Source organism: Thermostichus lividus PCC 6715 (assembly GCF_002754935.1).
In the GTDB taxonomy this organism is placed as follows: Bacteria; Cyanobacteriota; Cyanobacteriia; order Thermosynechococcales; family Thermosynechococcaceae; genus Thermosynechococcus; species Thermosynechococcus lividus.
This window is the reverse complement of record NZ_CP018092.1, coordinates 2,638,895-2,659,739: the sequence shown is the minus strand read 5'-3', so window position 1 is coordinate 2,659,739 and position 20,845 is coordinate 2,638,895. Positions and strand designations below refer to the sequence as shown.

Sequence of the window (20,845 nt, the reverse complement as noted above, 5' to 3'; positions counted from 1 at the left end):
ACCTAGCCATGACTCAACGTACACTGGGCGGCACTGTCCGCAAACGCAAACGCACCTCTGGGTTCCGTGCTCGCATGCGCACCAAATCGGGTCAAAACGTCATTAAAGCACGGCGGCGCAAGGGACGGGCACGGCTAGCGGTCTAGTGCTGCCACCGCGACATCGTCTGCGCGATCGCCACGATTTTGAGCGCGTTTACCAGCAGAAAAACGCCCATCATGGCCAGCTTGTTATCCTGTGGCTGGCACCTCAGCCCTCACCCCAAGCCTCGCGGATTGGCATTGTGGTCAGCAAGCGTGTGAGTAAGCGAGCGGTGGATCGCAATCGTCTGAAGCGTCAGTGGCGGCGCATTTGCCGAACCTTACTGCCCCAGATAGCCATGGGGTGGGATATGATTGTAGTAGTGCGTCAGGCTGCCCTCAACGTCAGTGACAGCAACTGTCGCGCTGAATTAACGCAGCTAATGGCAAACGCAGGGGTAATCGCAATGCCGGGGATTACAGAAGAGGTATTTTACGAAGGTGGCCCCCACTGGGGGGATTTAGCAATTAACCTGTTACTGGGGTTAACAGTGATTTGTTTACCCCTCACCGCCGGGGCAGTGGTTCGTGCCCTCTGGCTCCGGTATCGCATTACCAACCGGCGAATTACCGTCATTGGTGGCTGGATGGGGCGCGATCGCTCCGATGTTATCTACAGTGAAATCACAAAAGTAGTCACCGTGCCACGGGGTTGGGGTGCCTATGGAGACATGGTGGTCACCCTCAAAGACGGCAGCCGCCTTGAAATGCGTGCCATTCCACGTTTTCGGGAAATTTACGACTTCATTTCCACCAAGCTGAATCCCGCTGCCAAACAGGTGAGTGGCGCGATTGGTTCTTAGCCCCTAATATGGTTCTGTTAACTGTTCACCCATAGCTGCAGGATTCCATGGATTTTGGTATCGGTTTCCTTTCCAACAATGTCATGCTGCCAATCCTCGATTTTTTCTACGGGATTGTGCCTAGCTATGGCTTGGCCATTGTCGCGCTGACTTTAGTCATTCGCTTTGCGGTGTATCCCCTGAGTGCGGGGTCGATTCGCAACATGCGGCGCATGAAAGTCGTGCAGCCCATCATGCAAAAGCGGATGCAAGAAATCCAACAAAAGTATAAAGACAAGCCCGCAGAGCAGCAGCAGGCGATGGCAGAGGTCTATAAAGAGTTTGGCAATCCTTTGGCGGGGTGCTTTCCACTTCTGTTGCAGCTACCGATTCTGTTTGCTCTGTTTGCAACGTTGCGCGGCTCCCCCTTTGCAGATGTGAACTACCAAGTGAACCTGCAAATTGTGCCACCGGAGCAGATTACCCAAGTCCAACCCTTTGCCACCAAGCCCCAGAATATCTACGTCGATGAAGGGGTTCATTTTCCGGTGCAGGCTGTTGTGCCGGTGGGAAACAAAATAGGGGTCGGCCAAGAGGTTGATCTCCTATTTCAAACCAAGGATGGCAAACCGTTTACTGAGCTTGCGCAAGCCTATCCCAACAGCCACCTGCAACCGCGCTGGCAAATTATCCGAGGTCAAGAGCGGGCAACGGTGGATGCTCAAGGACACCTGCACGCCCTGCAACCCGGCGATATTACGGTGCAGGGAACGATTCCCGGCATTGCCGCAGACAAAGGATTTTTGTTTATCTCTGCCCTTGGCCATGTGGGTGCTATCGATAGTGAACTGATTTCCACCCTGCCCGATGGCACTCGCCAGATCAATTGGGGGGCGATTCACTGGGATATCCTCATTATGATTCTGGGGTTTGGGGTCAGCCTCTATGTCAACCAACTCCTTTCGGGTCAAGGTAGTGCGGCAAATCCGCAGCAGCAAACGGTGAACCAGCTCACCCCAATTATTTTTTCAGGTATGTTCCTGTTTTTCCCACTGCCTGCGGGGGTGCTGCTGTATATGCTGATTGCCAATATCTTCCAAACGGTGCAAACCTTTATCCTGCAACAAGAACCCCTGCCGGAGAACATTCAAAAACTGGTTGAGGAGCAAGAGCGCAGCGAGGCAATGAAAAATCGCGGGTCTTTACCCTTTGAAGCAAAGGGAGCAAAAGGAGTCAAGCCCACCAAGGCTAAGCGTAATCCCTCGAGTTGAGAGCGCCAATGACGGATGATCCTATTGCGGCTGGTCGAGTGTGGCTAGAGAATGTGCTTGCCTTAGGGGGGTTCAAGACCACCGTGGCGGCGATTCCGTCGCCATTGGCAGAGGTGGCGACGGGGTATTGGCTGGAAATTCAAGATCACAGTCTGAGTCGCGAACAGGTGAACGCACTCCTTGCCAATAACGCCCAAGCCCTTGATGCACTGCAGTATCTCCTCAATGCAACCTCCAACCTAGGGCAGCCACGGGAGGCACAAACGGCCTTTACGCTGGAGCTAGCTGGGTATCGCAAGGCTCGCTATGCGCAACTTCAGGAGATTGCGCAGCAGGTGGCACGGCAAGTGCTCGAAACAGGTCAAACAGTTGAAATCCAGTCTTTGACTGCGGCGGAGCGGCGGGTGGTACATACGCTAGTGAAGACCCTGAGCGATCGCCTCGAAACCTTTAGCCATGGCGAAGAGCCGGATCGCCGTCTTGTGGTTCAGCTAAAGCAGCAGGAGCCCCGCGCTCTCCCGTTGGCGTAGGAAACTGCTTTGCTTGAAGTGTTGTCGGTGAACCAGTCATTCTAAGCTGTGAGGCTAGAAGAATCCCCTGCCTTTAAGTGTGGGGAGCATATCAAGTGCGAGTTGCTAGGATGGGAGCAACGGACACAGGGGCTAACAACTATGCCTGCTCAAGTAGACGAGAAGTCGATTGTGCCAACCGTTATCGTTGGGGTTGGCGGCACTGGCATTGAAGTACTATCGCGGGTGCGGCGCTTAGTGGAGGAGACCTACGGCAGTCTCAAGCAGTTTCCGGTCATTAGTTTTTTGGCGATTGATACCGATCGCGACTATAAAGTCAGTAATCCGCTGGCGGCTGGTTCACCCCTGAAAGATAACGAGAAACACTGGGCAAGCGTCAGTGGTAAAAACGTCCAGCAAATTATTCAAAACCTCGAGAATTATCCGTGGATTGGCTCATGGTTTCCCAAGGAGCTAGAGCGCAACATTACTGCCCTTGAAGCGGGAGCCGGTCAAATTCGTGCCTGTGGTCGTTTTGCCTTCTTTTGCAACTACCATGCCATTCAGCAAAAGTTTCAGGCCGCCAGCGATCGCGTCAAAGGGCACGAAAACCTGATGCAACAGCGTTATGGCCTCAAGGTCAACAACAGCAGCTTAAATGTGTTTATTACCGGGTCGCTCTCCGGCGGCACCGGCAGTGGCATGCTCATTGATCTGGGCTACTGTACCCGCCACTGGCTCAAAGGTCAGGCTAGCCCCCTTGTGACTGGAATTGTGCCAATGCCCAATGCATTTGCTGGCATTAGCGTGGGCGATCGCGTCTTGGCAAACGGCTATGCAGCACTTATGGAATTGAGCTATTTTGCCGACTACCGAACCGAGTACGTCGCTCAGTTTAGTAGCAGTCTTGGGGATGAAGTCCGCTATACCTCGCCCCCCTTTGACTTTACCTATCTGGTGGGCACCAAAAACGGCGAGAGCGAATTTAAGCTGGACGAGATTCGCGAAATGATTGCCCAAAACATCTTTTTGGATCTCACCTCCGACTTTGCCCCCCACAAACGCTCGATTCGCGACAATATTAAAGCCGCTTGGGCCGCCCAAGATGCTGGGGGACGGGGCTACCCCAAAAGCTTTATGGCCTTTGGCCTCTCCAGCATCGAGATTCCCATCGCCCAAATTCGCGCCTCGCTAACCTATCGTCTGTGCCAAGATTTTATGAGCTGGTGGCTGAATGAGTCTGTGCAGTTACCACCGCAGTTACTCGAACTCACCCAAACACTGCTCAAACCCATGAATCTGTTGGATATGGATTTGGTCTTAGCGTTGGCGGCGGCCGGCGATCGCCCCTATATGCAGGAAATCTCCCGCTGGGTGAACGATCTGCGCAATCAAATTAGCCGCGACAATCGCCTTGAATGTACCCAACAGGGGGTAGGCGGCATGATGGGGAGCGAAAAAGGCAAGATTTTACAGTTTGTGCCGTGGCTCACCGAAGAAGTGGAGAACTATCGAGCAGCCCACCTGCGGGATTTAGGGCCTGACGAGCGGCTGCACGGAGACTTTTTGCAGCGTATGTACGATAACCGCAATAAACTCATTCAGCAGGTGCGCCACAGCCTTGAGGAGGAGTTCTACCGCATCGTTGAGGATCGCAATCGTGGCCTCAAGTTTGCAAATGCAGTTCTGACGCAAATCCGGCAAATTTTTACCAATCAAGCCGAAAAGTATCGTCGTGAACTTGAACAAACGTGGCAGCCCAACGAAATCAACCGCCAACGCCAGTACGAAAACGCTCTTCAGGATATAAGCCACTACGCCAACCTCTTTGGTCTCTCGAAACAGGCAAAAATGGAGGAATTTTGCCAGCAGGCACTCGAAGGGATTGAAGGAGCCTTGAGCGCGACCATTCAGCGCAAAGCGCGCACCCTTGCCCTTGAGGTCATGGCCAAACTGGAGGAATGGCTGCAACGCATGGACGCGCAACTTGCGACGCTCACTCAACGCTTGATGAGCACCCGCGATGTCTTCAAAACCCTTGCCGATAGTCAAGCCGATAGTGCTGATGCCCTGCGCATTAATGGCATTAAGCTCTACGATCGCCAAGACCTTAACGGCCTCTATCAGGATCTGATGGAGCGCTTTGCAGGTGCTAACACCGGCGTGCAATCGTCGTTTACCCTTGGCCTGAACCAAGTGTGTACCACGGCGGCGGCAACGATTTTGCAGGAGGCCAGTCCCCTGTGGAAAGATACCCGTGCGGCCAACGAAGTGATGCGCCTGCTGGATCTGGCGCAACTTGCGGAGGTGCAACAGAGCGATCTGCGCGAGATTATCCATGAAACCCTGCGGCGCACCCTCCAGAATGCCCCGGCAGAGAGCCGTCTTGTCCGCGAGCTTACCGCGGGCGATCGCCTCTTTCAGTTCTACCGCAATGATGAAGGCGAGATTCTCAGTGCCCTGCGTTTGGCGTACCAAAAATCAAAGCCGCTGCTGATCCTGTCCCAAGCGGTGATGAGTGGCCGGGATGCCGGGTTTACCCCTTCGGTCAACACCAACATTGCTATTGTTGGCGGTGAAAATACCACAGATGTAGCCGCCCAAAAACTCATCCCCCTCCTGAAAAATTTAGTCAAGCCCAGCGGTCAAAGTATTACCAGTGATGACATCAAGCCCTTGGGCGATCGCGAACGTCACCGCATCGTCTTTGTCCAAGAAATGGGTGGCTTTTCCCTGCGCTGTATTGAAGGAATGTCAGAACTGCGGCAGTCCTACCAAGATTGGCGCGGACAAATGATTAGCGCCAAGCGGGCACGCCTACGGGGTGAAAACCGCGATTTACCCATTCCCGTCCACCTCCAAAAAGACCCGCCCTTTTGGGATGTATTTCCCGAAAACCCACAAATTCTCAAACTCGTCATCATTGCCCGCGCCTTGGCAGTGCTCAAACCCGCAGAGAACCGCGCCACCCGCGAAGCCACCATCCGCTACAGCCGCCATACTGCCGTTGGCCTAGAGGATGTGGATATTGCCGCCAACTGGGAAGAAGTCACCCAAGTGCTGGAAGTGCAAGCCTGTCGCCCAGACCTCGAAGAAATTCAACGCCAAGTGACCGTCATCCTCAATGCCGCCGAAACCCCTGCTCAAAAGCAGGGACTGTACGAGCACCTCATGGCCTATCTAAAACAGCGCGAGCAGGATCTACAAAAAGTGGGCGGGCGCGATAGCCTCGAGTATAAGCGAGAAGCGGCAACCCTACAGGAGATCATTCAGAGCCACCGCCTCGGAACCCTTTCTGTGAGCACCCCAGTAACTGTTACAGCCGAACCAGAACCAGCCCCGCCCGCTGCAAACACCAGTGCCACAGGCTTAGATCAGCTTCAGCAGTTAATGGCGATGTACGAGAAGGGGCTGCTCTCGGAGGCAGAGTTTCAGGCCGCTAAACGTAAACTTTTAGGACTATAGCGCGACGCGGCTTGCTAGCCTAGTGTTGCTGAGTGCGGCTATGAGTTGTCCTCATCCCCAACCCTTCTCCCTAGGGAGAAGGGAGCTAAGAGTCTTGTTCCCTCTCCCCAAGGAGAGGGCTAGGGTGAGGGCGGCAAAAGACTCAAACCCGAACATCATACTCAATACTCAGCAACACCCCAACGCTCATCCTTCAGATAGAGCGCGGGCTTCCTGTCTAGAACAGCTAAAATGCATAGGATTGAGGTAACCATAGGTTATTGACACCAACCCATGGTTTAGGGTGTGAGGACAGAAACAGAATGCTAAGTCAAGAGCGGCTCACCAGTTCCCACGAGTGTGAGCGGGCATGGATTGAGATCGACGTGGCCGCATTAGCGGCCAACACCCAGCAATTGCGGCAATGGTTAGACCCCAACACCGGTCTTCTAGCGGTGGTCAAGGCAGATGCCTACGGTCACGGTGCCGTCATTGTGGCACAAACGGTGTTAGCCAACGGTGCAACAGAGTTAGGGGTGGCCACCATCCCCGAAGGAATCGCACTGCGGCAAGCAGGCATTAGCGCCCCCATTTTAGTGCTGGGATCGGTGAACCTGCCGGTACAGGTGCAAATGATGGCGCAGTGGCAGTTGCAGCCCACCCTTTCTACCCCTAAGCAAGCCTTAATTTTCTCAGACTATGCGGATCATTTACAGGAACCGCTGGATGTGCAATTAATGATTGATACCGGCATGGGACGGCTGGGCTGTTCATGGCAAGATGCCGTGGGATTTGTCCAATTTGTGCAACGGCTGCCCCACCTGCGGATTCAGGGGCTGTACTCCCACTTTGCCAGTGCCGATGATCCCGACCCCACCCTAATGCTGCAACAGCAAGCAGCCTTTGAGCAGGTGCTCAGGGAACTAAAAACCCTAGGCTTAGGGAACGTGCGCTGCCACATAGCCAACTCGGCAGCCACCTTAGGGAACCCCGCTAGCCATTACGATCTTGTGCGGGTGGGGTTAAGCCTATACGGGGTCTATCCCGCAGCGCATCTACGCCAAACCGTATCGTTGCGGCCCGTGATGCAGGTTCGTGCCCGCATCACCCTCATTAAAGAGATTCCTGCTGGGGCAGGCATCAGCTACGGGCATCAGTTCATTGCCCCCAAGCCTATGAAAATTGCCGTTGTTGGCATTGGCTATGCCGACGGTGTGCCTCGGTTGCTCTCCAACCGACTGGAGGTACTCGTACAAGGTAGGCGAGTTCGCCAAGTGGGTGCCATCACGATGGATCAGCTGATGATCGATGTCAGCGATCTTGAGGGGTTGCAGGAAGGAGACATTGTCACCCTCTTGGGGGACGATGGGAACGATTGCCTGACGGTAGATACATGGGCGCAAACCCTTGGCACCATCCCGTGGGAAATTCTCTGCGGCTTTAAGAATCGCTTGCCCCGCATTCCCGTGGACTAGGGAGTAGGAGTAGCTGAGCCAGAGCGCACAGCAGCGAGGGTTTCTGTTTGGTAAATGGTGTTTGTTGGCATGACGAGACCGGCAATGCACAGCTTGACGTTGCGCTGGTGCTGCACAAACACCCGGAAGCCCCCCTTACTCGTGCCACTATCAACGGCTCCCGTGAGGTTGCTGCTGCAATTGGGGCTGGTGTCGGCAATGCCATCAATGAGGGCTTGGGGGTTCCCTTGGGCAACATTCCCTGACCCCTTTTGGCGGTAGAGGATCATCGGGCCGCGCCAATTGATGCCAGAAGTTTTAGCACGGGTGTAGTAGGCCACTTGGGGTGTACTGGCAAGGGTGCCATCCTCTTGCTCTTCGAGGTTATCCGCTGGCTTCTCAATAAACATGACCAAGTTGTAGCCGCTAGGCGTTGTCCAATCCGATGGCGCAGTGGTGGAGACCTTAATAGCAGAGCGGATGTCGTCAGAAATAAAGTCGAGGGCGCGACTGAGGTTCATGCGGGTGGTGGCCTGCTCCTCAACTCGCTGGTTATTTTGCAGCAGTGCCACCATCCCCCAGCCGGCCATAGTGACCGCAATCCCACCGATCAGTGCCGCCACTAACAGTTCGGTGAGCGTAAAGCCAGTGCGAGTGTGGTGCCACCCCTTGATCATCAATTTCATGTGCATTTTCATGTGCGTTCTCTGTGCTCCTATGGCTAGTTACGAGGTCCGACAGTTGCTAGATGTATATCCTGTGGTATCGGTAGGCGCATAAATCCCTGTGCGCATGATCCCCAAGCCCGGGGCAATGACCAAACAACGTTGCAGCGTAGGATTGCGATTGAGGGCAATGACCGTGGTTCCACTGGTGCTGGCGCGCCCTTGGAAGCCAAAGCGGACGGTGGCCATCCCTGAACCACGGCGCAAGGTAGTATGCTCAAGCTGCCGTGCGCCCATGGGCAAACAATGGGCAGGGTTACCGCTAATGGTGGGCTGAGACCCTGTGGGAATGGTGACATGGCAGGTTTGGTTACGGCGCATGGCTTCCCGTTGGGCTTCGCGGAGGGCACCTGCCAGTTTTTCTAAGTCTTGGTTAACGCGCTGGGTATCGAGCCAGTACTGAAAGCTGGGCAGCGCCACGGCAATCAAAATTGCAACAACCGCAAAGACCGCTAGCATTTCCACTAGGGTCAGGCCTCGATTTAGCGGACGGCCAGCAAACAGCAGCATTGCACTCCCCTCTTGCAGCCCTATTCTTGAGAATCACCGTTCACGACAGTTCTCAGGGTTGGTGCCGCTGGTATCGGACTCGGCATAGACACCCGTTCGCATTAGCCCCAATCCGGGCGAAATTTGCAGGCAGCGTTGGAGGCTGGGGACTTGGTTCAAGGAAATGACCGCCACGCCATCGGCACCGGAGCGCCCCTGAAACCCAAAGTGCACCGTACCCATCGTGTTGCTGCGTCGCAGGGTCACATTTTCGAGCTGCCGTGGTCCTGTTGGTAAGCATGCTGCGGGGTTACCGGTAATGGTGGGCTGAGACCCTGTGGGAATGGTGACATGGCAGGCTTGGTTGCGGCGCATGGCTTCCCGTTGGGCTTCGCGGAGGGCACCTTCTAGTTTTTCTAGCTCTTGGTTGACCTGCTGGGTTTGCAGCCAGTACTGAAAACTGGGGGCTGCTACGGTCGCTAAAACGGCAGCCACCGCCATCACAATTAAAATTTCAATCAGGGTAAGCCCCTGCGGGACTCTACGGACAACGGAAAAAGGCATTGGGCACCACCTCGGTTGTGACTTGCGCCACGATATTGTTATTGCTGTCTCGCACAACGTAGGCCAGTTCTAGGGTTTGAAACGGGGCAGGTGCAAGACGAGTGGCAGTTCGGGACATGCTAAAGGTGTCATTAATAAACGTGCGTGTTCCGGTGGAGGTATTACCACTGCCGCTGCCAAGAGGAGGCAGTAAGCTCTGGAGATAGGCGGCGAAGCCACCTTCGCTCTTTCCTGCGCGGCAGCGGGCATAGACGCGGGTTCCTGCACTCCGATAGGAGGTAATGGTGTTTGCCAGTGTAATTGTGTCCCCAGAAATAGCGGTAATGCGGTTGGTGCCTGCATCAGAGCCAATTAAAATCTCATCCCCCACCCGAAAGCCATCGGTCACCGAGCTCAAGGAGCAGACTCCGCGAGTCGGATACTCACGATACTCAGGGGGCATGGGTTGATTATTAGGCCAATACTCAGGGGGCATGGCTTGCTTGTAGTCGCTCTCGTAGGGCTCGATAAAGGCAAGGGTGATGGTGTTGGTATTTTGGGCTGGAGCGGCAAGCTTGCGCTGGGCAAAGCGAGTCTGGCAGAGGTCGTAGGCAACAATTTTAATGTTTTCGAGGTCGTCTTGAATCCAGTTGCTGGCTTCGGCAAAGCGGCGGGCGTTGGACTGGAACAGGGCGGCCACCACCACTGCCTGCATTGCCGCCACGGTAAAGAGGCTAATGACAAGAATTGAGGCGAGGACTTCGGCCAATGTAAACCCTTTGCTCAAGAGGGTTCGCTGCCAAGGAGAGGGGCGAGTCATCAACATACATCTCCAACTTAGTACTGCGCAAGGCGGTTCCAGTTACTGGCTTCGGTGGTGCGTGCCACTACAATCGAGGAGTTTTGATAGGCTTCACCAAGGTCTTCGGGCAGGCGATCGGGCACGTAAATTTCGGCATTATTGGAGTTGGAGCCGTTCCACTCTTTAGCCCACACCGCACCGACAATATCGGGGCTGCTGCTGCCACCGTTGATGCCCACCTTTGCATCGGGAGCATAGACAAACAGGCTGCCCGCTGTGGAGCCACCACTGAGGGTAAACTGCTGATCGGTTACCGCATTGTTAGGATCCGGTGGGTTGCCGTAGATGCGCAGGCGATCGGGGGTGCCTATGCTGCAGCGGGTGTTTTTGCCGCAGGGGATGACTTCGCTAGGTAACCCCATCTTGGCACCGCGGCGGCAGGTGTCGTCGCTATCGGGGCTGGGGCTACTATTGGGGCTGGGTCTACAGATATTGCGAATACCGGCTTGACCACTCAGGGAGATGTTCCCACTGACAAATAGGCGCACTGGCCAGCGGCTGGTGTTAATGGTGAGGTTGTTGTTGCCACTGAGGTTGATGTCGTTAACCCTGTAGGCGTAGTAAATCCTATCGGGATGTTCCGCAGGCAAGCTGGTATCGACGTAGGGGCGATCGTCGGGGCGCGGCAGGGTCATCTCACCAATATTCCCTAGGTTGTAAGCACCTTGGCTATAGCGATCGTTGCTGTTGGTACCATCAACATAATCTTTTCGCTTCATGAGGAAGTTTCTTAAGTCTGAGGGGTCGGGAGCCTGCACATCCCCATTGACAGGTGGGTTGCCTGACGGATTCACCGTAGGCGGTGGCGTAGGAAAGGGCGGCAACTCAATTTTATTGACGGCGATGGTGCCGTGGATGATTGAGTTATTAAGGGCACCCACAGCTTGCCTTAAGCCAGCGTTAGTGGGCTGGCCGTTGACGCATTGATCGGCCGGCACTTTACAGTTGTTGGCGTTGGTACAAATGACGTTACCGTTGACGGCGCCAAAGACATCGTTATTCCCTAGGTTAATCCTTTGGGCAAGCAACCCCGGAAAGTTAGCGGGCACATTGCGATCGGTAATCTTCATTTTTTGCAGAACGTAGGCATTGGCGGGGGAGTTGTTGGCCAAGCGGCCTTCAATCAGCAAGTGGCCAGTTTCTGTAGGTTGGTCGTAGAGGTAGGCCAAAATGCGGTAGTTGCCTTGAACGGGGGTGCCAATTTGACCGTTCAGGAGAATGTCTGTGACGTTATTGAGGGTGAAGCAGGGAGGCACGGCATCCCCAAGGCTGGCGGCATTCCATTCGTCGACGGGGGTTGCGTCAATGCCATCGGTGTTGCGTTGCCTGGGATCGGTGTTGGGTTGCCCCACGTTGGGTTGCCCCACTTTGCTGGGATCGACAGCACGGTCAATGAGATAGCGTCGACCGGTGTTGGGGTTGACGGGGTTGTAGGTACGTCGTAAAAGAATTTGATAATTGCCATTGAGAAGGCCAAGGGTGCGTGCCATTCCACCTTCGGCAACAGCAAAGGCCTGTTGGGTTTGCTTTTGTAAACTAGCGGTGCTGACATCGAGTTGCGATCGCGAAATGAGGGTGAGGGCAACCACCATCATAATTAGCCCCATCCCCAGCACTAAGGGTAGGGTAAAGCCGCGCTGGCGGTAGCGTCGCCGATGCCCTGTGGGGGGATGCATCAACCGCCGTGAGAGTGTGCGAAGGAGTTTTTTAATGGTCATTATCGTTACCCTCTTACGCCAACGCTACTGTTCAGTCGTATCCATACCAGCTGTGAGTTGAATCCTGTGATGTGTCTTAACGCCATGTTTTTATAATGCCCCGCAGGAGGGTTGAACTTAACCAAGCCGATTAAACAATAAAGCTAACGGTACGAGAAAGCTAACGGTACGAGTGTGCTCTATCACAGGTTCTCTGACCTTACGAAAAGGCTACGCCGATTATAACAAAGCCGTTTGCCTACCCTAAAGTTTGCATAACATTGCTTTAGAACTGTTAACTATTCGTCAGGAAGCGTAAGGGGGCAATTGTGCGGGGACTGTGGCAGTTGCGGCTAGATACGTGGTTTCAACTTGAGCGCGCCAAAACAACCCTCTCGACGGAGTTGCTGGCGGGGCTGACAACGTTTTTGACGATGGCCTACATTCTGCCGGTGAATGCCCAAATTCTCTCGAGTGCAATTTTTTTGCAGCAACCCCAAGACTTACGGGGGGAGTTGATTATTGCCACGGCCGTGTCAGCGGCAGTGGGCAGTATTCTAATGGGGCTGTGGGCAAACTATCCAGTGGCGCTGGCGCCGGGAATGGGGATCAATGCCTTTTTTGCCTTTGCGGTGGTGCAACAATTGCAGATTCCTTGGCCGCTGGCGTTGAGTTCGGTTTTGCTTGAGGGGGTAATCTTTATTGTGCTCACCTTGAGTGGGGTGCGATCGCTAGTGGTGAATATGATTCCGGTGTCGCTGAAGGTGGCGATCGCGGCGGGGGTGGGGCTGTTTATTGCCTATATTGGCTTGGCTAATGCCGAAATTATTGTGCCGAATGCGGTCACTAAGACCACCCTGACCCAATTTCATACTTGGCCGCCAATTTTGGGGGCAGTAGGCACGTTGGTGACAGCGATGCTCTGTGCTAGGGAGGTCAAGGGAGCGATTTTTTTTGGGGTATTGGGAACCGCCGTTGTTGGCTGGATGGTAGGCGCAGCGCCATGGCCGACAGGGCTGGTGGACTGGCCGCGCTGGCCGTCCCATTTGTTTGGTCAGGCCGTGGTGGGGTTGGGGTCGCTACGCCCCCATCAGGTGAGTTCGTTTTTGTTGGTGACCTTGGTGCTGTTGTTCACCGATTTGTTCGATACGGTGGGCACCTTATCTGCGGTGAGTGTGCAGGCGGGATTTCTGACTCGTCAAGGGCATCTGCCGCGATCGCTGGGCGCGTTTATGGCGGATGCGGTGGCCACGGTGGTGGGGGCGCTCTTTGGCACCTCCACGGTAACCACCTACATTGAGTCGGCAGCGGGGATTGCCATTGGCGGGCGGACGGGCTTAACGGCCATTGTGGTTGGTGGGTTATTTGTGCTGTCTTTGCTGTTTTTGCCGATCGCCACCGCTATTCCAGCCTTTGCTACTACGCCAGCCTTAGTGTTGGTGGGGGTGTTTATGGTGCGATCGATCAGCGCGATTCCATGGCAAGACTTAACCGAGGCCATTCCAGCCTTTTTGGTCATGCTTGTGATGCCCCTGAGTTATTCCATTAGCGAAGGGTTAGCGGTGGGCTTTATTAGCTACCCTCTCGTGAAGTGGGCCAGCGGCAAAACCAACGAGGTGCACCCAGCCCTCTGGGTGTTGGCTGTTGTTTTTGTGGGGCACTATTTTTGGCGGTGATGCTCTTGCGTTACGCCGCTGATTTGACACTCCCACCGACTAAAGTCGGGGGATTCTTACGTAGTCCACAAACGAACTCGTAAAGGCGTGAGCAAACCGCCCCTACACAGTTCCTTGAGGCAAAGCCCCAAAGTTCTGCTTACTTTTCTGAGTAGGTTAGCTGAGGCATTAGCGTCCGCATTGACCAGCCATCCTTTGGCTGTTTGGTACAAGCCCCGTTTCACTCGTTTCCCAGATGCCTGCCACCCGTCGGGTTTTTCACCATAATTAGGTAGCTCATCCCCATCCAAGAAACTAGCTTGGGAACTATACGCTTCATCAACCTCAATAAACTCAATACCGTAATGTTGACATAGTTCTGCTATACGCTGCTTCAACCGACCTGTGGGAATAGACACAAAGTTTTGGTTGTTGACTCTGCCTAGATTAGATTCCTGTTTCTGCCCCTTATTCCAGCCAAAGATAACTTTGCCGATAGAGTGGTCTAGGCAGTAGTTGATTACCAAACGGGCGGCTTTGTTGATAGCATCTCGCATCCTGCGATTTCTTTTCTCAGTGATAGAATCTAATTGCCGAGACCAAAACCCTTGCGGTTTACCAGTTTTGAGCCTAGCCGCTTGCTTGTTGTACCGCTGATTGAAAGATTTGACCTTGCGCCCATCAATGATAAAGCTATGTCCTAGATTGGTAACACAAGTAAGCCAGTTATTGACTCCATGATCAATTGCTAGAGCCTTTGCTGGGTCAAGGGGTTTGGGTTCAGGAGGCTTGACATATACCCACTCCAAGTAAAATGCTCCATTACGAGATAGGATGCGCAATTCTTTAATGTTCTCCCACTGCAAATTGGTGGGAAACTGCACCCACAACGTATCTATTCCAAACCACGCCTTGACTTGGAGTCCAAGAGGTACTCTAACCTGCCCCTCGTGAATTTTTAGCCACTTTTTAGGATAGGCTACAGTAAACAATCCAGCCTTACGGTAAGCTGGCAGTCTTGGTTTTGCTCCTAGTCGGAGATTTGCCTTAAAAGTACTTAGTGCTTCTGCTACTGATTTACAGGTCTGTTGCGCAGAAGAAGCATACATCGCCATAAAGTGTTTGTTTTTGCTTCTGGTCATCTCTGCACAAAGGTTAGCGTAACTTACAAGTCGTTTCGTCTTGAAATAGACCTGTCTTGCATAGTACAGAGCGCAGTTATACACCTTGTTAGACTGCTGACATAGGTACTTTAGGATAGGCATTAGCCCTTTGTCGTTGATGAGAACCTGCTGGCATCCATATTCCATATTTGTTGATAGGTGGCATGATAACTACAATCATAACATAACGACAATGAGAAAGGAAAGCCAAAAATATAATCATTACAATCATGGGGTGGGGTTAGCGATTGTCCATCTAGTCTTTTGTCCTAAGAGAAGGAAAAAAGTTCTGGTGGGAGAAATAAGGGATAGACTGTTTGAGCTATGGCAGGCGTTATCCAGCGAAAAAGGTTGGCATATTAGGGCGCTTGAGATAGCCCCAGACCATGTTCACCTCTTTCTTGAAATCAAGCCTACTGACCCGATTCACTTGGTAGTAAAAGCATTTAAGGGTAGAGCATCCAAATACTTGCGACAGGAATTTCCTAGCCTGCGAAAACTCCCTAGCCTTTGGAGTAGGAGTTATTTCTTCTGCACTGCGGGAAATGCTAGCGCTGAGGCAATCCAAAACTATATCAATGATCCACATCATTGGTGAGCAACTAAAGTTGCTAGGTAGCTTTTCCTCCCCGTACTAAAGTACGGGGCTACCAAGCTATCCCTCTGTGTCAACCACAGGCCGTCAAATTTAGGGTAGGATGCTTCTGGATCGCATTGATGGCCAAAGATGCTATGGACTTAAAATCCCTCATTCGTGATGTCCCAGATTTTCCAAAGCCCGGCATTTTATTCCGGGATTTAACAACACTGCTGCAAAATCAAGCGGGACTGCGGTATGTGGTTGACCAACTGGTGGAAAAGCATCGCCATGATGGCCTTGACTATGTGGCTGGCATTGAATCGCGAGGGTTTATTTTTGGCGCACCCTTGGCCTATCACTTAGGAGCGGGGTTTATTCCCCTGCGCAAACCGGGTAAGCTGTGCCGTCCTGTGTATTCTGTGGAATATACCCTAGAGTACGGTAGCGATCGCCTAGAAATGCACCAAGATGCGATTCAGCCTGGGCAACGGGTGCTGATTGTGGATGATTTGATCGCTACGGGGGGCACAGCCGCAGCCGCAGCGGGTTTAATGGCACAGGCCTCAGCGGAGCTTCACGGCTTTGCGTTTATTGTCGAGCTAGCGGACTTGGGAGGGCGTGCTAAGCTCCCTGATGTTCCCATTACGACGTTGGTGACCTATTAAGTGCTGAGTCATGCACTCTAACTCGCCTGCCGCAGAGGGGCAGCAGGGGGAGCTGTTTTCGGCGCAGGAGCAATGGCGGTTGCGATCGCCGGCGGGAACCTACAGCAGCACCGGCAACCTTGAGCTGAGCCTAGCCACCCTTGAGCAGTGGAAACTGCCGATCCGCACCTACCAGCAGCAGCAGCGATACGCAGTACAGCAACCGAGTTTATTTCCGGTAGCCGAGGCGCATCCAGCCCTCATCGTAGAACAGTTATCGGTAATCATATTGATTTGCCGATGATTGGCAGAGTCAAGTTTAGACAGTCTCGCCCTATTCCTGATGGCTTTATTATCAAGCAAATCAGAATAGTTAAAAGAGCATCTGGCTACTTTGCGATGTTGGCTTTGCAGTGTGATGTGGAGATTCCGAAAGCAACACCTCACGGTCATGTTCTAGGAATTGACTTGGGTTTAGAGAAGTTTTTAGCTACTTCTGACCATGAACTTGTACCAAGACCACGGTTTTTTGTAGATGCTCAAAGCAAGCTGAAATTGCTGCAACAAAGGCTGAAACACAAAAAACTAGGGTCAAAAAACTGGCACAAGGCTCAACAAAAGGTAGCTAGACATCATCAGCGTATCAGCGATAGCAGAAAGGATTTCCACTTTAAGACAGCGCATCATCTTTGCGATCAAGCAGGAATGATATTTGCTGAAGACTTAGATCTCAAAACTATGTCTAAAGGCATGCTGTTTGACATACTCCCCATGCCTAAAGGCAGGGGATTCTTGTTACTAGTTCAGCGACAGCACTTACCATTTCAGGTTTCCCATCCATAGCAGAGGTGCTTATCTCCCCAGTCGTTCGGGATTTCTCCCCAGTTCCCTTTTGCCCAAAGGTACTGTTTTGCCACTCCATCCCCAAGATGCTTAGCCCCTTCTTGAGGATGTTCAAAGCCGCATTTTGGTCTCTGTCTAACTCAAACCCGCACTTAGGACAACTATGGGTTCTAGTGGATAGAGTTTTTGGCACCCTATGACCGCAATGAGTACAGTCCTGTGTGGTGTATTGTGGCGGTACTGACACTACTGCCTTATCCCACACCTTCCCGTAGTAGTCCAGCCATTGGGTGAACTGAGACCAACTAGCATCATGGATGGATTTGGCAAGATGATGATTCTTGACTAGGTTCTTCACCTGCAAGTCCTCATACACCACGACATCGTTAGATGCCACTACGCACCGAGCAAGCTTGATTGCCCAGTCTTTACGTTGGCGTTGAACTTTCAGATGTACTTTGCCTAGTCGCTTTCTTTGCTTGTGGTAGTTCTTGGATTGAGGTTTCGCCCCTTTCTTGAACTTCCGACTTAATCTGCGTTGGTGTTGCTTTAACCTCCGTTCACTACGTCTTAAAAACTTAGGACAATCGACCGTGTTTCCGTTCTGGTCGGTGTAGAAGTGTTTTAACCCCAAGTCAATACCGATGACATTGCCTGTGTACTCTCCCTGCTCTTTGCGCTCCACATCCAAGCAGAACTGGGCATAGTACCCGTCTGCTCTGCGTACCACTCGCACTCGGTTGATTTTAGAGTTGAGGATATGCTGTCTTGCCTCTCCATTGCAGTACAGAGCAAACGAGCCAGCATTGAAGCCATCGGTGAAGGTGATGGACAGTCCATCCGCTGATAGCTTCCAACCCGATAGCTTGTACTCTACAGAGCGGCAATGCTTCTTGAATTTGGGGTATCCCTTCTTTGCCTCCTTGTTTTTGCAGTTGGTATAGAACCGAGAGATAGAAGCCCAAGCCCGTTCTGCACTTGCTTGCCTGGCTGCTGAGTTTAACTTTTTAGCAAAATCAAACTCTTGAGCCAAGGTTTTGCAGTGGGAATAGAGGTCATTCCTGCCCACACCCTTGTTGTCCATCCAGTACCGTACACACTTGTTGCGCACAAACTGTGCGGTACGGATGGCTTCGTCCAGAGACTGATATTGCTCTTGTGTGCCCTTTAGCTTGGCTTCTATGACTCTCATGGTTCCATTTTATCACAGACTCAGCTTGATAAAACAATATGCGCCTTATATCCCCATAGCTAAAGCTAGGGGCTTTACGGCGTTTTTCGGTAAGCACACTTTAGATGCTGGGTTTGGGCAGTTTCTCAGCATTTTAGAATATGTCTGCCTTAAGCGTGGTGTTGCTTTCTTAAAGGTTGATCCAAATGGTACATCTCAGATTTGCCCTAATTGCCAAACGCACACTGGCAAAAAACCGCTAAGTCTGAGAGTACATAGCTGTCCTGAGTGTGGATACGAGACTGATAGGGACGTTGCCGCTCAAGTAGTGGCTCAGCGTGGACTTGCAGCCGTAGGGCATACGGTCAAGATGCTTTCTGAGGGTAAAGTCAATAGACTCCCGTAGAAGAAAGAATCCCCTGCCTTTAGGCATGGGGAGTGTCAACTACTGGAAGTCTTCCTTCAACAAGGAAAATTGGCAGTATTGGCAGACCCCCTTTGTGGGGGATCGTAAAATATTGCTGAACTGTAAAAGGAGCTTGGCAGGGAGTAGATATACTTAGAAATAGAGGAACGATCGAAAGACTAGACGCTGTTATTCCTGCACAACCAAAAAGCTTATTAAGATGCGTTCCGTGCCGGTGGTTGTTGGTTGCCATTGCATTCATCACAGGAGGCACTCATGCTGACTGAGCCACAAACGATTGCACCCACCGCCTTACTCCAGAGTCTTTTAGACTTACGCCATGAGGTGTTTAAGGAAGGGGAGGCTCGCTTTCAGCGCTGGCAACCCCACATTCGCCGTTCCCAGTTTCTGCCAAGTGCCCGGAATTTAGCTTACTATTTGGCCTTGCGCTGGCGGGATCTGCGTGCCATTCAAATGGCATTGATGCCTTGGGGGTTATCCTCCTTGGGGCGCATTGAAGCGCGGGTACTGCCTAACCTCGATGCGGTCATTAACACCTTGGGGGCACTGTGCCACTCTCAGCAGGGGTTGCCTCCGCGACCTCCCTTGGCAGCTTTTTTTGAGGGCGATCGCCAACTGCGGCAGCACACCCAAGAACTCTTCGGGGAGATCCGCGGCAAGCGCCATGTACGCATTATGGTAACACTGCCAACTATTGCTGCCACAGATCCACAGTGGAGCATTACCTTATTGCGCAAGGGGATGAACTGCGCCCGTATTAACTGTGCCCACGACGACCCCGCCACATGGCAGGCGATGATTGCCAATTTACGGGCGGCGGTGCACCTCACCAACCAGCCCTGTAAAATCCTGATGGATTTGGGCGGGCCAAAACCCCGGGTAGCAGAGGTGTTTCCTGAGGGGGCACGGATCAAGCCGAACGATCGCCTCTACGTGTGCTACAACATTGATCGCTCCCGTGCGGGTGTTGTTCAGATCACGTGCTCCCTACCGGAAATTTTGCCCCAGCTTAAGGTGGGCGATCGGGTGTGGCTGGACGATGGCCACATTGGCGGGCAGATTGTGGCAAAAAACGAGCAAGGGGTTGAGCTAGTCCTCAGCCATTGCAAAAAAGGCCAACGCCTGAAACCGGATAAAGGCTTTAACTTCCCGGATAGCCAACTGTCGTTGTGTCCCCTCACCGATCGCGATCGCCAACACCTTGATCTAATTGTTCAAGAGGCTGACCTCATCGGTTACTCCTACGTGCAGTCTGCGGCTGACATTGCGCTCCTACAATCAGAGCTTACCCAACGCTGTGGCGATCGCGCTCAGCGGCTCGGTATCATCGCCAAAATAGAAACTCTCCAAGCCATTCGTGCCCTGCCGGATCTCATAGTGCAGGCCGCAGGGCAGCAACCCTTTGGTATTATGATTGCCCGTGGCGATCTAGCCGTTGAAATTGGCTATCAACGGCTTGCGGAAATGCAAGAAGAAATTCTCTGGCTGTGCGAAGCCGCCCACGTCCCCGTCATCTGGGCCACTCAGGTCTTAGAAAATTTGGTCAAAAAAGGGGTGCCCTCCCGCGCAGAAATGACTGATGCGGCAATGGCAGAGCGGGCGGAGTGCGTCATGCTCAACAAAGGTCCCTACGTTGGCTTAGCCGTCGATACGCTGGATGATGTGCTGGTTCGCATGGAAGCCCATCAACAGAAGAAAACGCCTCAACTGCGTGCCCTACACTCTTGGCAACCCAGTGCGCCTAGCTACTAGGTTGGGCAGGAGCCGTAGATGCTTTCAGCACGGTTTCAAACAGGTGCATCACCTGCGTCCAAGCATCGTGAGCCGCCGCTGCATCGTAACTGTCGCGCTGATCGCAAAAGAAGCCGTGATCTGCCGGATAAATAAAGATGTGATGGCGGATGCCATGGTGGTGCAGCGCCCTTTCAATCTCTTTAACCTGCTCCATGGGAATACTTTGATCGCGATCGCCAAAAAAGGCGTAGAGCGTCCCGCGAATTTTCGGGGTTATGGCCAAGGTGGGCAGGCCGCCACCGGGGGTCATGGTGGTAATGCCCGCGCCATAAAATGCAGCAGTGGCCTTGATGTCGGGTAACTGAGCCACTAAGTAGGCCACATGCCCGCCAAAGCAAAAGCCGATGGTGCCAATGGCATCCCCTTTAACTGCCTCTAATCCTTGCAGGTAAGCAATGGTGGCCTGAGTGTCGCTGAGGAGTTCATCGGCCTTCGTTTGGTTTTTGTACTGCCGCCCCAAGTCAATGTCAGCGGCGGTGTAACCGGCTTCAAACTGCGGCGCAAAGCGTTGGTACAACGCCGGGGCGATCGCCACATAGCCCTCACGGGCAATTCGTTCCGTCACATCTCGGATATGGGCATTAACCCCAAAAATCTCCTGAAACACAATGACACCAGGGTAGCATCCCGGGGCGGTGGGTGCCGCCAAGTAGGCATCAATGAGCAAATCACCATTGACCACTTTTACCCAACGACTGGTAATGTCTGCCAT

At 53.0% G+C, this 20,845-nt stretch carries 19 protein-coding genes and 3 pseudogenes; 14 read left to right on the top strand and 8 right to left on the bottom strand.

Going from position 1 to position 20,845, the window contains the following annotated elements:
* Positions 1-8 precede the first annotated feature (8 nt).
* The 7 genes and pseudogenes from rpmH to alr all read left to right on the top strand — a co-directional run bounded on the left by rpmH (position 9) and on the right by alr (position 7,561).
* A complete protein-coding gene (gene rpmH, locus BRW62_RS12980; RefSeq protein ID WP_099799755.1) occupies positions 9-146 on the top strand; it encodes a 50S ribosomal protein L34 in 138 nt (45 codons plus the stop codon).
* Positions 146-463, top strand: a pseudogene (rnpA, locus tag BRW62_RS15425) (ribonuclease P protein component); the annotation flags it as partial. The gene rpmH and the pseudogene rnpA, both read left to right, overlap by 1 nt.
* Before the next feature lie 24 nt (positions 464-487).
* On the top strand, positions 488-883 hold the full coding sequence (locus tag BRW62_RS15420) for a PH domain-containing protein (RefSeq protein WP_376787950.1): 396 nt from the start codon (positions 488-490) through the stop codon (positions 881-883).
* Between the two features lie 47 nt (positions 884-930).
* Complete coding sequence (yidC, locus tag BRW62_RS12970; RefSeq protein WP_099799753.1) at positions 931-2,133, top strand: membrane protein insertase YidC; 1,203 nt, start codon at positions 931-933, stop codon at positions 2,131-2,133.
* A gap of 8 nt (positions 2,134-2,141) precedes the next feature.
* Entirely contained in the window at positions 2,142-2,663 is a 522-nt protein-coding gene (locus BRW62_RS12965; RefSeq protein ID WP_099799752.1) for a Jag family protein, read from the top strand.
* Between the two features lie 141 nt (positions 2,664-2,804).
* Complete coding sequence (locus BRW62_RS12960; protein WP_099799751.1) at positions 2,805-6,107, top strand: tubulin-like doman-containing protein; 3,303 nt, start codon at positions 2,805-2,807, stop codon at positions 6,105-6,107.
* 302 nt (positions 6,108-6,409) lie between these two features.
* On the top strand, positions 6,410-7,561 hold the full coding sequence (gene alr / locus BRW62_RS12955; RefSeq protein ID WP_099799750.1) for an alanine racemase: 1,152 nt from the start codon (positions 6,410-6,412) through the stop codon (positions 7,559-7,561).
* On the opposite strand, the gene BRW62_RS12950 is transcribed toward alr, so the two are convergent.
* From BRW62_RS12950 to BRW62_RS12930, 5 genes are read right to left on the bottom strand one after another with little or no spacing between them, the layout of a single operon-like run.
* On the bottom strand, positions 7,558-8,238 hold the full coding sequence (locus BRW62_RS12950; RefSeq protein WP_198406065.1) for a PulJ/GspJ family protein: 681 nt from the start codon (positions 8,236-8,238) through the stop codon (positions 7,558-7,560). The genes alr and BRW62_RS12950 overlap by 4 nt on opposite strands.
* A gap of 27 nt (positions 8,239-8,265) precedes the next feature.
* Complete coding sequence (locus tag BRW62_RS12945) at positions 8,266-8,775, bottom strand: GspH/FimT family pseudopilin (RefSeq protein ID WP_099799749.1); 510 nt, start codon at positions 8,773-8,775, stop codon at positions 8,266-8,268.
* A 33-nt stretch (positions 8,776-8,808) separates the two neighbouring features.
* Positions 8,809-9,318, bottom strand: a complete 510-nt coding sequence (locus tag BRW62_RS12940) for a GspH/FimT family pseudopilin (protein ID WP_099799748.1) — start codon at positions 9,316-9,318, stop codon at positions 8,809-8,811.
* Positions 9,296-10,117 (bottom strand): prepilin-type N-terminal cleavage/methylation domain-containing protein, encoded by an 822-nt coding sequence (locus BRW62_RS12935; protein ID WP_198406064.1) that lies wholly within the window; start codon positions 10,115-10,117, stop codon positions 9,296-9,298. The genes BRW62_RS12940 and BRW62_RS12935 overlap by 23 nt, the downstream gene beginning before the upstream one ends.
* A gap of 17 nt (positions 10,118-10,134) precedes the next feature.
* Positions 10,135-11,877, bottom strand: a complete 1,743-nt coding sequence (locus BRW62_RS12930) for a pilus assembly PilX N-terminal domain-containing protein (RefSeq protein WP_099799746.1) — start codon at positions 11,875-11,877, stop codon at positions 10,135-10,137.
* Between the two features lie 308 nt (positions 11,878-12,185).
* Between BRW62_RS12930 and BRW62_RS12925 the strand changes: the two genes are divergently transcribed.
* The gene (locus BRW62_RS12925) at positions 12,186-13,532 is read left to right on the top strand and encodes an NCS2 family permease (protein WP_227517444.1); all 1,347 of its coding nucleotides are present in this window, start codon (positions 12,186-12,188) and stop codon (positions 13,530-13,532) included.
* A gap of 56 nt (positions 13,533-13,588) precedes the next feature.
* Here BRW62_RS12925 and BRW62_RS12920 read toward each other — a convergent pair whose 3' ends face one another.
* Positions 13,589-14,821 carry an RNA-guided endonuclease InsQ/TnpB family protein gene (locus tag BRW62_RS12920; protein WP_099799745.1) on the bottom strand — a complete coding sequence of 411 codons (1,233 nt, stop codon included), beginning with the start codon at positions 14,819-14,821 and terminating at the stop codon, positions 13,589-13,591.
* A 46-nt stretch (positions 14,822-14,867) separates the two neighbouring features.
* Here BRW62_RS12920 and tnpA point away from each other — a divergent pair, with 46 nt between their 5' ends.
* The 4 genes and pseudogenes from tnpA to BRW62_RS12900 all read left to right on the top strand — a co-directional run.
* Complete coding sequence (tnpA, locus tag BRW62_RS12915) at positions 14,868-15,272, top strand: IS200/IS605 family transposase (RefSeq protein ID WP_099799744.1); 405 nt, start codon at positions 14,868-14,870, stop codon at positions 15,270-15,272.
* A 134-nt stretch (positions 15,273-15,406) separates the two neighbouring features.
* Positions 15,407-15,919: an adenine phosphoribosyltransferase gene (locus BRW62_RS12910; protein ID WP_099799965.1), complete on the top strand. Its 513-nt coding sequence runs from the start codon at positions 15,407-15,409 to the stop codon at positions 15,917-15,919.
* 10 nt (positions 15,920-15,929) lie between these two features.
* The gene (locus BRW62_RS12905; protein WP_099799743.1) at positions 15,930-16,202 is read left to right on the top strand and encodes a hypothetical protein; all 273 of its coding nucleotides are present in this window, start codon (positions 15,930-15,932) and stop codon (positions 16,200-16,202) included.
* Positions 16,187-16,654 (top strand): annotated as a pseudogene (locus BRW62_RS12900) (RNA-guided endonuclease InsQ/TnpB family protein); the annotation flags it as partial. The gene BRW62_RS12905 and the pseudogene BRW62_RS12900, both read left to right, overlap by 16 nt.
* A 19-nt stretch (positions 16,655-16,673) precedes the next feature.
* Here the strand turns inward: BRW62_RS12900 and BRW62_RS12895 are convergent.
* Positions 16,674-17,933, bottom strand: a complete 1,260-nt coding sequence (locus tag BRW62_RS12895) for an RNA-guided endonuclease InsQ/TnpB family protein (RefSeq protein WP_099799741.1) — start codon at positions 17,931-17,933, stop codon at positions 16,674-16,676.
* 88 nt (positions 17,934-18,021) lie between these two features.
* Between BRW62_RS12895 and BRW62_RS14845 the strand changes: the two are divergent.
* A pseudogene (locus BRW62_RS14845) lies at positions 18,022-18,318 on the top strand (RNA-guided endonuclease InsQ/TnpB family protein); the annotation flags it as partial.
* 276 nt (positions 18,319-18,594) lie between these two features.
* Positions 18,595-20,091 carry a pyruvate kinase gene (locus BRW62_RS12885; RefSeq protein ID WP_099799740.1) on the top strand — a complete coding sequence of 499 codons (1,497 nt, stop codon included), beginning with the start codon at positions 18,595-18,597 and terminating at the stop codon, positions 20,089-20,091.
* On the opposite strand, the gene BRW62_RS12880 is transcribed toward BRW62_RS12885, so the two are convergent.
* Positions 20,081-20,845, bottom strand: coding sequence for a dienelactone hydrolase family protein (locus tag BRW62_RS12880; RefSeq protein WP_099799739.1), 765 nt, complete (start codon positions 20,843-20,845; stop codon positions 20,081-20,083). The two genes, BRW62_RS12885 and BRW62_RS12880, sit on opposite strands and share 11 nt — an antisense overlap.

What these genes read in the sequence shown, in the direction of transcription:
- BRW62_RS12940 (WP_099799748.1), bottom strand. Translation starts at nt 9,318, where the DNA reads ATGCCTTTTTCCGTTGTCCGTAGAGTCCCGCAGGGGCTTACCCTGATT.
- BRW62_RS12920 (WP_099799745.1), bottom strand. Translation starts at nt 14,821, where the DNA reads ATGGAATATGGATGCCAGCAGGTTCTCATCAACGACAAAGGGCTAATG.
- rpmH (WP_099799755.1), top strand. Translation starts at nt 9, where the DNA reads ATGACTCAACGTACACTGGGCGGCACTGTCCGCAAACGCAAACGCACC.
- BRW62_RS12945 (WP_099799749.1), bottom strand. Translation starts at nt 8,775, where the DNA reads ATGCTGCTGTTTGCTGGCCGTCCGCTAAATCGAGGCCTGACCCTAGTG.
- BRW62_RS15420 (WP_376787950.1), top strand. Translation starts at nt 488, where the DNA reads ATGCCGGGGATTACAGAAGAGGTATTTTACGAAGGTGGCCCCCACTGG.
- tnpA (WP_099799744.1), top strand. Translation starts at nt 14,868, where the DNA reads ATGAGAAAGGAAAGCCAAAAATATAATCATTACAATCATGGGGTGGGG.
- BRW62_RS12950 (WP_198406065.1), bottom strand. Translation starts at nt 8,238, where the DNA reads ATGAAAATGCACATGAAATTGATGATCAAGGGGTGGCACCACACTCGC.
- BRW62_RS12935 (WP_198406064.1), bottom strand. Translation starts at nt 10,117, where the DNA reads ATGACTCGCCCCTCTCCTTGGCAGCGAACCCTCTTGAGCAAAGGGTTT.
- BRW62_RS12960 (WP_099799751.1), top strand. Translation starts at nt 2,805, where the DNA reads ATGCCTGCTCAAGTAGACGAGAAGTCGATTGTGCCAACCGTTATCGTT.
- BRW62_RS12910 (WP_099799965.1), top strand. Translation starts at nt 15,407, where the DNA reads ATGGACTTAAAATCCCTCATTCGTGATGTCCCAGATTTTCCAAAGCCC.
- yidC (WP_099799753.1), top strand. Translation starts at nt 931, where the DNA reads ATGGATTTTGGTATCGGTTTCCTTTCCAACAATGTCATGCTGCCAATC.
- BRW62_RS12965 (WP_099799752.1), top strand. Translation starts at nt 2,142, where the DNA reads ATGACGGATGATCCTATTGCGGCTGGTCGAGTGTGGCTAGAGAATGTG.
- alr (WP_099799750.1), top strand. Translation starts at nt 6,410, where the DNA reads ATGCTAAGTCAAGAGCGGCTCACCAGTTCCCACGAGTGTGAGCGGGCA.
- BRW62_RS12895 (WP_099799741.1), bottom strand. Translation starts at nt 17,933, where the DNA reads ATGAGAGTCATAGAAGCCAAGCTAAAGGGCACACAAGAGCAATATCAG.
- BRW62_RS12885 (WP_099799740.1), top strand. Translation starts at nt 18,595, where the DNA reads ATGCTGACTGAGCCACAAACGATTGCACCCACCGCCTTACTCCAGAGT.
- BRW62_RS12880 (WP_099799739.1), bottom strand. Translation starts at nt 20,845, where the DNA reads ATGGCAGACATTACCAGTCGTTGGGTAAAAGTGGTCAATGGTGATTTG.
- BRW62_RS12930 (WP_099799746.1), bottom strand. Translation starts at nt 11,877, where the DNA reads ATGACCATTAAAAAACTCCTTCGCACACTCTCACGGCGGTTGATGCAT.
- BRW62_RS12905 (WP_099799743.1), top strand. Translation starts at nt 15,930, where the DNA reads ATGCACTCTAACTCGCCTGCCGCAGAGGGGCAGCAGGGGGAGCTGTTT.